This window comes from Acuticoccus sp. MNP-M23 (genome assembly GCF_031195445.1).
Lineage (GTDB): Bacteria > Pseudomonadota > Alphaproteobacteria > Rhizobiales > Amorphaceae > Acuticoccus.
On sequence record NZ_CP133480.1, the window covers coordinates 3,352,059 to 3,367,032 of the forward strand.

13 protein-coding genes are annotated in these 14,974 nt (G+C 64.0%); 6 read left to right on the forward strand and 7 right to left on the reverse strand.

Features of this window, described 5'->3' with window-relative positions; genetic code table 11:
- Window positions 1–42: 42 nt before the first annotated feature.
- From gatB to RDV64_RS15485, 4 genes are all read left to right on the forward strand, one after another.
- Window positions 43–1,569, forward strand: coding sequence for an Asp-tRNA(Asn)/Glu-tRNA(Gln) amidotransferase subunit GatB (gatB, locus tag RDV64_RS15470; RefSeq protein ID WP_309195817.1), 1,527 nt, complete (start codon window positions 43–45; stop codon window positions 1,567–1,569).
- A gap of 337 nt (window positions 1,570–1,906) precedes the next feature.
- Window positions 1,907–3,595, forward strand: a complete 1,689-nt coding sequence (locus RDV64_RS15475) for a PAS domain-containing methyl-accepting chemotaxis protein (RefSeq protein WP_309195818.1) — start codon at window positions 1,907–1,909, stop codon at window positions 3,593–3,595.
- A gap of 84 nt (window positions 3,596–3,679) precedes the next feature.
- A protein-coding gene (locus RDV64_RS15480) for an IS3 family transposase (RefSeq protein WP_309195819.1) occupies window positions 3,680–4,791 on the forward strand; the annotation gives its coding sequence in 2 pieces (ribosomal slippage) (window positions 3,680–3,929 and window positions 3,929–4,791; 1,113 coding nt in all).
- Complete coding sequence (locus RDV64_RS15485) at window positions 4,788–5,729, forward strand: MFS transporter (protein WP_309195820.1); 942 nt, start codon at window positions 4,788–4,790, stop codon at window positions 5,727–5,729. The genes RDV64_RS15480 and RDV64_RS15485 overlap by 4 nt, the downstream gene beginning before the upstream one ends.
- Window positions 5,730–5,737: 8 nt before the next feature.
- Here RDV64_RS15485 and RDV64_RS15490 read toward each other — a convergent pair whose 3' ends face one another.
- The 4 genes from RDV64_RS15490 to clpB all read right to left on the reverse strand — a co-directional run bounded on the left by RDV64_RS15490 (window position 5,738) and on the right by clpB (window position 11,721).
- Complete coding sequence (locus RDV64_RS15490) at window positions 5,738–7,501, reverse strand: adenylate/guanylate cyclase domain-containing protein (RefSeq protein WP_309195821.1); 1,764 nt, start codon at window positions 7,499–7,501, stop codon at window positions 5,738–5,740.
- A 259-nt stretch (window positions 7,502–7,760) separates the two neighbouring features.
- Window positions 7,761–8,528, reverse strand: a complete 768-nt coding sequence (locus RDV64_RS15495) for a hypothetical protein (RefSeq protein WP_309195822.1) — start codon at window positions 8,526–8,528, stop codon at window positions 7,761–7,763.
- 27 nt (window positions 8,529–8,555) lie between these two features.
- A complete protein-coding gene (locus tag RDV64_RS15500; RefSeq protein ID WP_309195823.1) occupies window positions 8,556–8,990 on the reverse strand; it encodes a hypothetical protein in 435 nt (144 codons plus the stop codon).
- A 127-nt stretch (window positions 8,991–9,117) separates the two neighbouring features.
- On the reverse strand, window positions 9,118–11,721 hold the full coding sequence (clpB, locus tag RDV64_RS15505; protein WP_309195824.1) for an ATP-dependent chaperone ClpB: 2,604 nt from the start codon (window positions 11,719–11,721) through the stop codon (window positions 9,118–9,120).
- Between the two features lie 425 nt (window positions 11,722–12,146).
- Between clpB and RDV64_RS15510 the strand changes: the two genes are divergently transcribed.
- Window positions 12,147–12,827, forward strand: a complete 681-nt coding sequence (locus tag RDV64_RS15510; RefSeq protein ID WP_309195825.1) for a CDP-alcohol phosphatidyltransferase family protein — start codon at window positions 12,147–12,149, stop codon at window positions 12,825–12,827.
- A gap of 132 nt (window positions 12,828–12,959) precedes the next feature.
- On the opposite strand, the gene RDV64_RS15515 is transcribed toward RDV64_RS15510, so the two are convergent.
- Entirely contained in the window at window positions 12,960–13,388 is a 429-nt protein-coding gene (locus tag RDV64_RS15515) for an organic hydroperoxide resistance protein (RefSeq protein WP_309195826.1), read from the reverse strand.
- Between the two features lie 244 nt (window positions 13,389–13,632).
- Window positions 13,633–13,767 (reverse strand): hypothetical protein, encoded by a 135-nt coding sequence (locus tag RDV64_RS15520; RefSeq protein WP_309199599.1) that lies wholly within the window; start codon window positions 13,765–13,767, stop codon window positions 13,633–13,635.
- Here RDV64_RS15520 and RDV64_RS15525 point away from each other — a divergent pair.
- Window positions 13,720–14,325 (forward strand): DUF4396 domain-containing protein, encoded by a 606-nt coding sequence (locus RDV64_RS15525; protein ID WP_375143756.1) that lies wholly within the window; start codon window positions 13,720–13,722, stop codon window positions 14,323–14,325. The genes RDV64_RS15520 and RDV64_RS15525 overlap by 48 nt on opposite strands.
- Window positions 14,326–14,328: 3 nt before the next feature.
- On the opposite strand, the gene pdxH is transcribed toward RDV64_RS15525, so the two are convergent.
- The gene (gene pdxH, locus RDV64_RS15530; RefSeq protein ID WP_309195827.1) at window positions 14,329–14,949 is read right to left on the reverse strand and encodes a pyridoxamine 5'-phosphate oxidase; all 621 of its coding nucleotides are present in this window, start codon (window positions 14,947–14,949) and stop codon (window positions 14,329–14,331) included.
- Between the last annotated feature and the right edge of the window lie 25 nt (window positions 14,950–14,974).

Below are 14,974 nucleotides of genomic sequence, written 5' to 3' on the forward strand. Positions count from 1 at the left end.
GTGGCCGACGGGCCCGCCGCCAGTCAGACGAGGAGTTTTTTGATGAACGAGCATGTGCGCGACGCTGCTGCCGAACCTGCCGCACCCGCCGCCTTCGGCGCCCGTCAGGCCGCGCCCGAGCAGTACATCAAGGGCGCGCTGCATGACTGGGAAATCGTCATCGGCATGGAGATCCATGCGCAGGTCCAGTCGAACGCCAAGCTCTTCTCCGGCGCCGCCACCGCATTCGGCGGCGAGCCGAACGACCACGTCAGCCTCGTGGATGCCGCGATGCCCGGAATGCTCCCGGTCATCAACGCCAAGTGCGTGGAGCAGGCGGTGCGCACCGGCCTCGGCCTCAAGGCGCAGATCAACAAGGTCTCCCGCTTCGACCGGAAGAACTATTTCTACCCCGACCTGCCGCAGGGCTACCAGATCTCCCAGTTTGCCGAGCCTATTGTGGGCGAGGGCGAAGTGATCGTCGACATGCTGTCCGGCGAGCGCATTGTCGTCGGCATCGAGCGGCTGCATCTGGAGCAGGACGCCGGCAAGTCGGTCCACGACATGCACCCGGCCAAAAGCTACGTCGACCTCAACCGCTCCGGCGTGGCGCTGATGGAGATTGTCTCCAAGCCCGACATCCGTTCGTCCGAGGAGGCCCGCGCCTATCTCACCAAGATGCGCACCATCCTGCGCTATCTCGGCACATCCGACGCGGACATGGAAAAGGGCAACCTCAGAGCCGACATCAACGTGTCGGTGCGCAAGCCGGGCGGCAAGCTCGGCACCCGCTGCGAGATCAAGAACGTCAACTCCATCCGCTTTGCAGGCCAGGCGATCGAGTACGAGGCGCGCCGCCAGATCGCGATCCTGGAAGACGGGGGTTCGATCGACCAGGAAACCCGCCTCTACGACGCCAAGACCGGCGAAACCCGCTCCATGCGCTCCAAGGAAGAGGCGCACGACTACCGCTATTTTCCCGACCCCGACCTTCTGCCCCTCGTGCTGGACGACGCCGAGATCGAGGCGATCCGCGCCTCGCTTCCCGAGCTGCCGGACGAGAAGCGCGCCCGCTACGTGGATGCCCTCGGCCTCTCGCCCTACGATGCGTCGGTTCTGGTGGCCGATTCGGATTCGTCCTTCTTCTTCGAGGACGTGGCGAAGGGACGCGACGCCAAGCTTGCCGCCAACTGGGTGATCAACGAGCTGTTCGGCCGCCTCAACAAGGAAGGTCTCGACATTGATGCAAGCCCGGTGAGCGCCGCCCAGCTCGGCGGCATCATCGACCTCATTACCGGCGAAGTGATCTCCGGCAAGATCGCCAAGGATGTGTTCGAGATCGTCTGGACCGATGGCGGCGATCCTGCGGAAATTGTCGACACCCGCGGCATGAAACAGGTCACCGACACCGGCGCCATCGATGCTGCGGTGGAGGCGGTGATCGAAGCCAACCCGGAAAAGGCCGAGCAGGCCAAGCTGAAGCCGAACCTTGCAGGCTGGTTCGTCGGCCAGGTGATGAAATCCACCGGCGGCAAGGCCAACCCCAAGGCGGTGCAGGAAATCGTCCGCGCCAAGCTCGGCATCGAGTAGCCAGGCCGGACAGGGCAGGGCGCACACCTGCGCCCTGCGGCATCGCCAGCGCTCCCGAATGGCTTTGCCGTGAGGCCTGCCGCACGCCGCGAACAGGTCGCCAGCCTCGATCGCTCGGCGCACTGGGGGAAAAGGTCCGCACCAGCAAGATCGCACACAAATTGGCTTGTCAGTGTTGCGCGTTGGAAAGCGCGCACGAGCGAAGCTGCAGTCGACGGACCGGACCACGACGGACTCAGGCCTTAATGCCGGCAGAAGGCATGGCCATTCGTCTGCCATCGCCCGTGCGTCGACTGTTGCGTCGTCCGACCAACGTGCGCCAGGGGAGAGCCGACAGATGCTGAGCTACCGTAAAGCCGATCCGAGCATAGAGGCGCTGAACAAGAGCTACGCGGTCATCAGCTTCAAGCCATCGGGTGAAATCCTGGTGGCGAACGACAATTTTCTGAATTTGCTGGGCTATTCGGCTGATGAGCTGAAAGGCCAGCACCACCGCATTTTCGTCAGTCCGGATGAGGTGGCCAGTGCCCGCTACACCGAATTCTGGCGCCGTCTTGCCAAGGGGCATCCCTTCGTCGACCGTTTTCGCCGCATCTGCAAGGATGGCCGCGAAGTGTGGATCGAGGCCTCCTACAACCCCATCCTCGGCCGGGGTGGTGAAGTCGAACGTGTGGTTAAGTTCGCAACCGACGTCACGGCCCGCCACAACCAGGAGCGGGAGTCCAATGCCCATCTCAAGGCTATCGACCGGTCCATGGCCGTCATCGAGTTTGCGATGGACGGGACGATCGCCGCCGCCAACGAGAATTTCCTCAAGACGCTCGGCTACACCCTTAATGAAGTGAAGGGAAAGCATCACAGCATCTTCGTGACGCCCGAGTACGCCAAGAGCATCGAATATCGCAAATTCTGGGAGAAACTCGGCACTGGAAAGTTCGTATCCGGAAAGTTCATGCGCGTCTGCAAGGACGGCAAGGAGGTCTGGATCGAGGCGTCGTACAACCCGATCATGGATGAGAACGGCAAGCCCATCAGGGTGGTGAAGTTCGCGACCGACATCACCGCCAGCAAGCGGATGACCGACGAAGCCGCCGCCAAGCTCGACGCAATCAGCCGTGTGCAGGCCGTCATCGAGTTCGACATGAGCGGTAAGATCCTGACCGCCAACGAGAATTTTCTCAGAACCCTCGGCTACCGGCTGGAAGAGGTGACGGGAAAGCACCACTCCATTTTCGTCGAAGCTGCCGAAAAAGACCACGCGGACTATGCCACGTTCTGGAAGCAGCTGCGGGAAGGCAAATACCAGACCCGCGTCTACAAGCGGATCCGCAAGGACGGCAACCCGGTCTATATTCAGGCGTCCTACAACCCGATCTTCGATTCCCACGGCAAGCCGTACAAGGTGGTGAAGTTCGCCACCGACATGACGCGCCTGATGGAAACCGTCGGCCTGGCCGACGAGACCAGCGCCAGGGTGGAGAGTGTCGCCGCTGCGGTGGAGCAGCTTTCCGCCTCCGTGCTCGAGATCAGCGGCAACATGGCCCAGACCACCGACGCCGCGCAGGGAATCATGACGCTGACGCGGACCTCCAACGAAAACGCGCAGCGGCTTCTGGAATCCATGGCTTCCATGCAAGGCATCGTCGACATCATCGACGATATTGCCAAGCAGGTCAGCCTCCTGTCGCTCAACGCCACCATCGAGGCTGCCCGCGCCGGTGAAAGCGGCAAGGGGTTTGCCGTGGTCGCCTCCGAGGTAAAGGGGCTCGCCTCGCAGACGACGGCCGCGACCAGCCGCATTTTCAGCGAAATAAACAACGTGCAGTCCGTCGCGCAGTCGGTGGCCGACGGCGTGAAGCGGGTCATGTCTTCGGCCGACTCGGTCGAAAATCTGGTGACCGCGACGGCGGGTGCCATCGAAGAGCAGAGCGCAGTGACCAAGGATATTTCCGATAATACGGCGCGCTCTTCCAGCTCTGTCCGCGAAATTGCCGACCGAATCCGCGGCCTCTCCGATGCTGCCTAGCGGCAGGGGCCCGCGCGTTCGCCTGTGACGTTGCCCCTTGGAATGTCCTCGGTCTGAACTGGACTCCGTCAGAAGGAGACGGAGATGAAGAAGAGCCGCTTCAGCGAAGAGCAGATCATCGCGGTCCTGAAGGAGCATGCCGCGGGGATCGGTGTGTCGGAGCTGTGCCGCAAGCACGGGATCAGCGACGCGACGTTCTACACGTGGCGCAAGCGCTACGGCGGAATGGAAGTGTCTGAAGCCAGGCGGCTGAAGGCGCTGGAAGATGAGAACGGCCGCCTGAAGAAGCTTCTCGCCGAACAGATGCTCGATGTGGCGACGCTGCGGGACGCTCTGGGAAAAAACTTCTGACGCCCAGCGCACGGAGAGGCTTCGTGAGTTGGGCGATTGAAAAGAAGGGGTATTCCCAGCGGCGCGCCTGTGCCCTGATCGGGATGCATCCAAGGACTTACCGCTACCGGTCGCAGCGGCCGGACGATGCGACGGTGCGCCAACGCCTGAAAACGCTGGCGAACGAACGGCGCCGGTTCGGCTATCGGCGGCTGCATATCCTTTTGCGGCGCGAGGGTATCGAGGTGAACCACAAGAAGCTGTTCCGCCTATACCGCGAGGAGAGGCTGAGTGTACGACGGCGCGGCGGCCGAAAACGTGCCATCGGAACGCGGGCGCCAATGACCTTGCCGCGAGGACCAAACCAGCGCTGGAGCCTCGACTTTGTCTCCGACCAGCTCAGCGACGGGCGCCGCTTCCGTGTGCTGGTGGTGCTCGACGACTTCACCCGCCAGTGCCTGACGCTCGTTGTCGACACATCACTGTCGGGGGCTCGCGTGGCACGGGAACTCGACCGCCTGATCGTCAGTCGCGGCAAGCCGCTCACGATCGTCAGCGACAACGGCACCGAGCTGACCTCCCATGCCATCCTCGAATGGCAGGAGGACCGCCGCGTCAATTGGCACTACATCGCGCCCGGCAAGCCGATGCAGAACGGCTTCGTAGAGAGCCTGAACGGTCGCTTCCGCGATGAGTGCCTCAACGAGCATCTCTTCCGCAGCCTTCCGGGCGCTCGCCGCATCATTGAGGAATGGCGCACCGACTACAACCACGACAGGCCGCACACCAGCCTGGGCGGCCTCACCCCGAACGAGTTTGCAACCCGGTCCCGATGGGACCACAACACGAACAGAGTCCAGCTATGAGCGGGGACACTTCTGGGGCAACGTCAATCGGCCTTGTGGTGCTTGCCCAGGCCGGAAGCCTGGCGCTGCTGGTGGTCGCGGCCATGTGCGTCGGCCTCGGGTCGGCGATCTTCCACCCTGATTCCTCGCGCATTGCACGGGCAGCATCGGGAGGACGCTACGGTTTCAGCCAGTCGGTCTTTCAGGTGGGGGGCAATGCGGGCACCGCCATCGGGCCGCTGCTGGCCGCGTTCGTTGTGCTGCCATTCGGGCAGGGGAGCGTGGTGTGGTTCGGCGCGCTGGCGCTTTGCGCCATGCTTGTGCTGTGGCAGGTCGGCAGCTGGGCAAAGGCGCGGCATCTGGCGGCCGGGCGGCCGGCGCGTCTGGTCCCGCCGCCGATCAGCCGCTCCGCCGTGTTCGTCCTGATGATCCTCGGGATGCTGACCTTCTCCAAGTTTATCTACATCACCAGCCTGACGAGCTTTTACACCTTCTACCTGATCGAGGCATTCGGCGTGTCCGTGCAGAGCTCGCAGCTGCTCCTGTTTGTCTTCCTGGGCGCGGCCGCAATCGGCACCTTTGCCGGTGGCCCTCTTGGCGACCGCTACGGGCGGCGCACCATCATCATCGTTTCAATTCTGGGTGTCCTGCCGTTCACTCTGGCGTTGCCGCACATGAACCTGTTCTGGACCGCAGCGCTCAGCTTTCTCATCGGGCTGATCAACGCGTCGGCGTTCTCGGCCATTCTGGTCTATGCGCAAAGTGTCCTGCCCGGACGGGTGGGGATGGTCTCGGGGCTGTTCTTCGGCTTTGCGTTCGGCATTGCGGGCCTCGGCGCCGCAGCCCTCGGCGTCCTTGCCGACGCGATGGGCATCGGCTTCGTGTTCGACGTGTGCGCGGTGCTCCCCGTTATCGGCGTTCTGGCATTCTTTCTGCCGCCGGAGCGCACCGAGGCCTGATCCGGCGCTCAGGCGTTCTCGGACCCGCGCGGGCCGGCGACCGAAGCTGCCAGCGTGCGTCCGGCAACGCCGGGCTCCCGCGAGCCGGTGTTTGCCAGCGCCGCCCGCAAGGCGGCTGCATTTTTCACCGGGTGCACGTCGAGGCTCGATGTGCGGCCGCGCACGGTGATCTGCGCCACGTCGAAGGCGCTTGCATCGACACCGGCAAACGCCATCGTCGCGCCGGAGGCCACCATGGGCACGCCATAATCCTTGGTGGCGCTTTCCAGCCGGCTGGCGATGTTGACCGTGTCGCCGAGGGCCGTCAGTCCCTCGCCGGCACGTCCGGTGCCCACACGCCCCAGAATGGCGGGGCCGGCGTGGATGCCGATGCCGATGCGAAGCGTCTCGCCAAGCTGCGCCTGAAGCTGGGCGTTCAACGTCTCGATCTCGTCGATCATCTCAGCCGCGCTCGTCAGCGCCTGACGCGCGCCGACTTCGGCCGATGTGGTGACCCCGTAAAGGGCCATCACCGCATCGCCGATGAACTTGTCGACGATCCCGCCGTTGCGGAAGACAATCCGGCTCATCAGTTGCAGATATTCGTTGAGGATGAACATCACGTCGAAGGCAAGGCGCCGTTCCGACAGGGCGGTAAAGCCGCGCAAATCCACGAAAAGCACGGCGACGGGCTGTTCCACGCCCCAGCGGTAGCTGTCGGTGTTGACGTTTGCGACACCGCTGACGTCCCGCGCGGGAAACATCGGGTGCACCGTGAGGTTGGTGCGGGGGCGCAGCTGGCAGGCAAGCCGCACGTCGGGCGTTGCGCGGATCCGTTCGAGCACGGCGCGCTCGGCGGCATCGGGCGGGGGAAGCGTGTCGAGCCCTTCCTCGATCCTGGTGCGGCAGGTGGAGCAGCGCGCCCGCCCCCCGCAGACCGACGTGTGGGGAATGCCGTGCTGACGGCTGATTTCCAGTAGCGTCAATCCGGGCTTGGCCAGAACCGTCCGCTGGCCGGGATAGGTCACCGAAACGCGCCCGCGCGAAAACAGGCCCAGCGTGCCCGCCAGTGCGACCAGCAAGGTGGCGGCAATGGTGGCCAGAATGATCTGGCGGCCGGTGTGGATGATGGGCGTGGACCATGCGACGGCCTCGCGGGTGAGGTCGGCCGTGCCGGCGCCGGTGAGCGCGATCCGGCGCGCCCCCTCGATCCAGCCGAGGCTGGCCAGCACCGGCACCAAAACGGCAAGCGTGAGGAGGAGGGGCATCGCCCGCTTGTACCAGGACTTCAGCCGCAGCCAGTAGCGCAGGCCGATGACGGCATGAACCCACACCACAAACAGGAGAACGGTCTGCCAGGTGAGGAGCCCCGGCCAGAAGAGCTCCAGCACCGCAAAATAGGAATTTGAGATGTCGAACCAGTCGTGGAGGCCGCGGGTGCCGACCACATGGTCGATGAGCATCACCGGGATGATGAGCCCGAGGACAAGCTGCAACGCTTCGGGGATGGGGATGCGCCAGGTGCGCCGCCGCGCTGTCTTGTAAAGGGCGAGCGCGGCATGGACCGCCAGCGCCCCGTAGAGAAGCACTGTGCCGACATCGGTGTGCCAGATCGCCCGGCGGACCGCCCCCACAGCTTCCATGACCTCCACGCTGTAAAGCCCCAGCGCATGGTTGAGGTAGTGGGTGAGCACGAAGGCAAACAGCACCAGCCCGGAGGCCAGGCGAAGGCGCTGGACCCAGGACCCTTTTGCCGCGTTCCGGTCCGGTGCCAATACTGAAGTTTCTGTCAATTCGATCTCCAACACCCTATCGCGGTCAACGATAGCGGCGCCCCGGCCAGCCATCGGACAGGGCAACCGGCCCCGACGCACGGCGCGCCGTACCGATCACCGAACGCCCGATCAAACACAATCGCACGGCCGGCACGAGATGCGCGCCGGAATGGCAGCCCTGTCCGTTCCGGCGCGGCGGGCGCACGAGCGACCGGCAATCGCTCGCCGGTGCCTCGGGGCATTGTCGTGATGCTTGTTTGTCCGCCGCAAGCGCGACCTAGTCGTGGTTTGCCACGTTGAGCCGGTGGGAGGCGAGGAGCTTGGTGTCCGTCACCTTCCAGGGGCCGACCTTCACTTTGTAGGGGGCCGCGAGACCTGCCTTTTCGATCCGCTGAGCGTTCTTGTGGTAGACGCGGATCATCCGCTGGCCGGGTGCGATCGCGTCGGCGCTCTTGCTGCCATAGTCCGGGTTGGGCATCGTCAGGTGTTCGCCGTAGTCGAAGTCATAAACGTCCAGCGCGACGGCATTCCAGCTCACGAACTCGGCGATGGTGCCGAAGCCGATCTTCCGGCCTTTCATCTCGACGTCGCTGTGGAGCTGGAAGCCTCGCAGGGAGGTGAAAAGGTCCCGCTCCTCGTCCGTGCCGGACATCTGGATGCGGACGATCTCCACGCCCGATCCGATTTCGCAGAGCGACTCGTAGCTCATCGCAATCTTCGAGATGCCGTCCCATCTCTTGTCGTCCAGCCGCGGGACGAGCCCGGCCCATTTCGTGGCCTTGCCGATGCGGGCTTTCTTCTCACTGAGGAAGACATCCCGGTGATATTGGAGCGTCGCCGTTACCTTGAAATAATCTTGCAGATAATTGGGGGCGGTAAAGGTGACGGTCGCGCCTTTGATTTTATTCGTCAGATAAGTTTTCAAGAGTTGGGCTGAAAGCGGGGTCTTTCCCTTGACCGTTTTCTTGGCCACTGCCGCGGCGAGGCGCAAATACCAAGCATGAACCTTTTTGACGTCATAATTCGCCAACACATCGTCTGACATGAAAAATCACCTTCTTGAAATAAATGGTCACTTCGATTGAAGCCTTTCGGTCAGCTCGCTGGCCACGGGCACGGTGGCGCAGTCGTGGCCTGACCCCTCGAAAACCGTGATGGTGACGGCGGTCAGAGGCTCAGCAAAAAGCGCCGTCGCCTCGGTGATCGCGCCGGTCGGCGAAAACAGGACGCTGGATTCAGCGTCCGCCGCCTCCGCCGAACCTGCCGGGACCGCCTTCAGCACGATCGCGAGTGCCTCCGGGCTGGGGGCGCAGGCCGGCTGTGCGTGGACCAGAACGTCATCGCCGGTGGATTGGGTGGTGAAGGCCAGCGGCTTGAGTTGCGCATCCAGCGCCGCGTCGAGGCGCGATGCCCAGAGCGCCGCCGCGGTCTCACCGCTCCATGCTGGCACAGATGAAAGAGCGCAGGGCAGGGCGAAAGCGATGGTGAAAAACAACGAGAAATTCATTTTGAAAGCTCGCTTAAAGTATAAATACTAAGACCATCAATTCAAGTTGGTGGTGGGGCGGAGGATTGTCAAATAAAAAGGGCGGCCCTGAGGCCGCCCTTTGTTGGGAGAAACTTGACCGCCGGCCTCAGGCGGCTTCCGCCACCGCTCCACCGTGGCCGATGCGCTCGAACACCAGCCGCTCGGATGTGGGTGTCGCGCGCACCGTGTCGCCGTCCATCACCTCGCCGCCGATGATCTTCTCGGCCAGCGGGTTCTGGATCTCCTTCTGGATCACCCGCTTGAGCGGCCGTGCGCCGTAGACCGGGTCGTAACCGCGAGCGGCGAGCCACTCGCGCGCGTCGTCCGACAGCTCCAGCGTGATCTTCCGGTCCGCCAGAAGCTGGCGCAGCCGGCCCATCTGGATGTCGACAATGGCGCCCATCTGCGCCCGCTTGAGGCGGGAGAACAGGACGATCTCGTCGAGCCGGTTCAGGAACTCCGGCCGGAAGGTGGCGCGCAGCATCTCCATCACCTGCGGGCGCACCGCGTCCACCTCGTCATGCTCGCCCTGCGATGCGAGGAACTCGGCGCCGGTGTTGGACGTCATGATGATCAGCGTGTTGCGGAAGTCGACCGTGCGGCCCTGTCCATCCGTCAGCCGCCCGTCGTCGAGCACCTGCAGGAGGACGTTGAACACGTCCGGATGCGCCTTCTCGATCTCGTCGAACAGCACGACCTGGTAGGGCCGGCGGCGGACGGCTTCCGTCAGCGCGCCGCCTTCCTCGTAGCCGACATAGCCCGGAGGGGCACCGATCAGCCGCGAGACGGCATGCTTTTCCATGTACTCCGACATGTCGATCCGGCACATGGCCGTCTCGTCGTCGAACAGGAACGAGGCCAGCGCCTTGGTCAGCTCCGTCTTGCCGACGCCCGTCGGCCCGAGGAACATGAACGAGCCGATCGGCCGGTTCGGATCCTGAAGGCCGGCACGGGCACGCCGCACCGCGGACGCAACCGCATGCACAGCTTCCCCCTGGCCGATGACACGCGTCTCCAGCGCCTCTTCCATGCGCAGGAGCTTGTCGCGCTCACCCTCCAGCATCTTGTCGACCGGAATACCCGTCCAGCGCGAGACCACCTGCGCGATGTGGTTGGCGGTGACCGCCTCTTCCATCATGCCGGTCTTGTCCTCGGCGGTCTCGGCCTCGGCAACCCTCTGCTCAAGCTTCGGGATCACGCCATAGGCAAGCTCACCCGCGCGGCCGAGATCGCCCGCCCGCTGCGCCGCAGCAAGCTCGCCGCGGGCCTGGTCGAGATCGGCCTTCAGCGTCTGCGCACCGGCGAGCTTGTCCTTTTCCGCGCGCCAGCGCTGGGTCAGCCCGGCGGACTGCTCCTCAAGGTCGGTCAGCTCGCGCTCCAGCTTCTCCAGCCGGTCGCGGGACGGGACGTCGTCCTCTTTCTTCAAGGCCTCGCGCTCGATCTGGAGCTGCATGATGCGGCGGTCCAGCTCGTCCAGCTCCTCGGGCTTCGAGTCCACCTGCATGCGCAGGCGCGCGGAGGCTTCGTCGACGAGGTCGATGGCCTTGTCCGGCAGGAAGCGGTCGGCAATGTAGCGGCTCGACAGCTGGGCGGCGGACACGATGGCGCTGTCCGTCACCCGCACGCCATGGTGCAGCTCGTACTTTTCCTTGAGGCCGCGGAGGATCGAGATGGTGTCCTCCACGCTCGGCTCGTCGACGAACACCGGCTGGAACCGGCGGGCAAGGGCCGCGTCCTTCTCCACGTACTTGCGGTACTCGTCGAGCGTGGTGGCGCCGACGCAGTGAAGCTCGCCGCGGGCCAGAGCCGGCTTGAGCAAGTTGGACGCGTCCATCGCGCCGTCAGACTTGCCGGCGCCCACAAGAGTGTGCACCTCGTCGATGAAGAGGATGACGTTGCCGGCCGCCTTCGTCTCCGAAAGCACGGCCTTCAGCCGCTCCTCGAACTCGCCGCGATATTTCGCGCCCGCAATCAGCGAGCCCATGTCCAGCGACAGGAGCTGCTGGCCCTTCAGGCTTTCCGGCACATCGCCGTTGACGATGCGCTGCGCCAGCCCCTCGGCGATGGCGGTCTTGCCGACGCCGGGCTCGCCAATCAGGATCGGGTTGTTCTTGGTGCGGCGCGACAGGACCTGGATGGTGCGGCGGATCTCCTCGTCGCGGCCGATGACCGGGTCGAGCTTCTGCGCTTTCGCGTCCTCGGTGAGGTCGCGGGTGTATTTCTTCAGGCTGTCGAAGTTGCCTTCCGCGCTCGCCGAATCGGCGGTGCGGCCCTTGCGGATGTCGGCAATGGCGGCTTCCAGCGCCTGCGGGGTGAGGCCGGCGTCTTTCAGGATCTTCTGGCTGGGGCCGGGCTCGATGGCGAGCGCCATCAACAGGCGCTCCACGGTGACGTAGGAGTCGCCAGCCTTCTCGGCGAGCTTTTCGGCCTGGGTGAAGACTTTCACCACGCCCGGCGTGAGGTGAAGCTGGCCAGCACCCGAGCCCTCGACCTTCGGCATCTTCTTGATGGCCATCTCGACGGCGCGCTGCGCGGCCTTCGGGTCGGCACCGGCGCGGGTCATCAGGCCCGCCGCCATCCCCTCATTGTCGTAGAGGAGGGCGTACAGAATGTGTTCCGTGGTGAACTGCTGGTGGCTCTCGCCGATGGCGTGAGTCTGCGCGGCCTGAATGATGCCGCGCGTGCGGTCGGAGAATTTTTCGATGTTCAAGTGAACCTCCACGTGCCCGGCGCCCCATGTGTGGCAGCGTCGGATTGTGACAGGACACGGTGCTTGTTAAGGCCACCGCGGGCACCGCCATGCGGCCGGCGCCTTTTGTTAGATAATGTGCGGTGCGCCGGGTTGAAGGGCTTTTCGCGCGCGGCCGGACGATTCAGGCGCTTTGGCTTGCCCAATGCGACCGCTGGATTAAAGTAGCCGGCTTATACGTTTTCAGCACGCAAGCGGGGTTCGCGCCTGACCAATCGAAGGGTATACCTGACTTACAGGCGCCGTTCGCTCGACGGTGAACTCTCCCGGACAGTTGCCACTGGCCGAGAGTGGTTTGTCGCCCATGGAAATTGCCATCCGGTTCGGCCTGTTTTCTCCACCTGCAAAAAAGTGTCCGCTGTCGAATGCGCCTAAAAGCCTACTCCGTGCATATATTCACCGCTACCGGCGCATCGCTTGCCATGCTCGCATTGCTGGAAGCCGCGCAGCAGGATTGGGCCATGATGGCGATCTGGCTGGCCGTCGCCTTCGTCGTAGACGGGATCGATGGCCCTCTCGCCCGCCGCTACGACGTTCACACCCATGCAGAAGTGATCGACGGCACTCTGCTGGACCTCATCATCGATTTTCTGACCTATGTGATGATCCCCGCCTACGCCCTTTATGGGTCGGGCTTGCTTCCGGGGTGGACCGGCTGGTTTGTGGTTCTTCTCATCCCTTTTGTCTCATCGCTGTATTTCGCTGATACAAGGATGAAGACGGAGGATGCTTCGTTTCGAGGCTTTCCGGGATGCTGGAACATGGTGGTTCTGGCATTGCTGGTGATCCAGCCCGAGTGGGAAGTGATCTTCGGCCTTGTGCTGCTCTTGTCCGCTGCTCAGTTCTTGAAGCTGCGGTTTATTCATCCGGTGCGCACGTCACGCTGGCGGATCGTGTCATTGCCGGTGGCACTGATCTGGACAGGCTGCATCGCTTATTCGGCGTGGTTCGATTTCGCCTCGATGTCGGTGCTGACCGGGATCGTGGGGGTGACGTCGGCCTATTTGCTGCTTGCGGGGATCGCACAGCAGCTCATTTACGGGTCGCGGCGCGGCGCGCTGATGTAGGGCGGCAACGGGCCGGAGGTCAGCGTCGGCGCGTTTGTCCGGTCCGCAGTGTCCGCCTGGCGCACGAAAGCCACCGGCGATCGGTGCGCCGGTTGAAAACGCCCCCGCAGTCTCCCGCGGGGGCGCAAAAGCTCAAACCACAGTCAGCCGCACGTCCACATTCCCGCGCGTCGCGTTGGAATAGGGGCAGACCTGATGGGCGGCTTCGACCAGCTTTTCCGCGTCTGCCTTGTCGACGCCGGGCAGGCTGATTTCCAGCGCGACATCAATGCCGAAACCGCCTTCGGAGCGGGGGCCGATGCCGACGTCACCCTTCACGGACGCATCGTCGGGCACCTTCACGTAATCGCCGCTGGCGGAAACCGCCTTCATGGCGCCGAGGAAGCAGGCCGAGTAGCCGGCCGCAAACAGCGCTTCGGGGTTGGTGCCGGAGCCACCGGACCCGCCCAGCTCCGTGGGGGTGGACAGCTTGACGTCGACAACGCCGTCGGCGCTTTTCGCGTGGCCTTCGCGCCCGCCGGTGGCGGTTGCGGTGGTGCGGTATTTCACATCAGTCGGCATGGAGCCTCCTTCTTTCGCAAGGTGCGCCGCGGCGGCCTTCATGGCATGCCGCAGCAGGATTGCCCCTCGCGGGGACAACCCGGTCGAAACCCGCATATAGGCGTGCGCATCGCAATTGCCGCTCCTTCGGTGCAATCCGGCACCATTTGGGCGAAAATGTTTTCGGGAACGGCGTGGTCGCTCGGCGGTTAAGGGTAGGGCTAATCATTTAACAGGCAAGTTTTTCAATGGTCCCCGACTGGCTTCACGTCCTTTCGATCATCTCGCTGATCGCAGGCTTCGCCTCGGCGCTGGTGAGCGTCATCGACGAGATCCGCGATCCGCAGCACATGTGGATCATGAACATCGTCTGGCCGGCTGTGGCGCTGTTCGCCAGCATTCTCGCGCTCGCCTTCTACTTCCGCTACGCCAAGCGCGCGGCGAAAAGCCGGATGGGGCGAGACGACGACGAGGAAACCCCCTTCGCCATCAAAGTCGCGACCGCGCAAGCCACTGCGGCAGCGGCTGCACGCTGGGCGACATCGTTGCCGAATGGCTGGCCTTCTTCGTGCCGGCCGTCGCGGTCTGGTTCGGCTGGCAAAGCGTGTTCGCGGACAAGATCTTCGCCGTCTGGGGGCTCGATTTCGTCATCGCGTTCGTCTTCGGCATTGCCTTCCAGTATTTTGCCATCAAGCCGATGAGCGACCTTTCGGTGGGGGCGGTCCTCGTCAAGGCGCTGAAGGCGGACGCGCTTTCGCTTCTCTCGTGGCAGGTGGGCATGTACGCCTTCATGGCGCTCGCCCACTTTGTGCTGTTTGAAGGGGTGCTCGGCGTGTCCCTTGCGGTAAACAGCGCCGAGTTCTGGTTCATGATGCAGATCGCGATGCTGTGCGGCTTCGTCACCGCCTACCCGGTGAACTGGTGGCTGATCCGCGCCGGCATCAAGGAAGCGATGTAGTCCTCAGGGGAAGAGCCGTTGCACACGCCACTCGCCAGCCGCGCCGTCGCGCGCAAAGGCGAAGCGATCGTGCAGCCGGTAGGCCCCGTCCTTCCAGAACTCGATGGCAGACGGGACGACGCGGAAGCCCGACCAGTGCGGCGGGCGCGGCACGTCATCGCCATAAGCGGCATCGCGCTCGGTCACGCGGCGCTCCAGCTCTGCCCGGTCAGGCGCCGGGCGGGACTGGTCGGATGCCCAGGCGCCAATCCGGCTGCCGCGCGGGCGGGACGCGAAATAGGCGTCGGCCTCCTCGGCGCTCACGGGCGACACCTCGCCGCGCACGCGCACCTGGCGGCGCAGGCTTTTCCAGTGAAACAGCAGCGCTGCCTGTGGATTGACCGCAAGCTCGACCCCTTTTGCGCTCTCAAGATTGGTATAGAACACGAAGCCGGAGGCGTCGTGACCCTTCAGGAGAACCATGCGCACATCAGGCAAGCCGCTTGCATCAGCGGTTGCCAGAGCCATGGCATTTGCGTCATTGGGCTCTGTGGCGGCGGCTTCCTCGAGCCACGCCGTGAACAGGGCGAACGGGTCCGGGGCTTGCCCGGATTTCAAAGTGGTGTCGTCTAGGGTCGCGTTCATGGTCGGCTCACACTACATAGTGGTG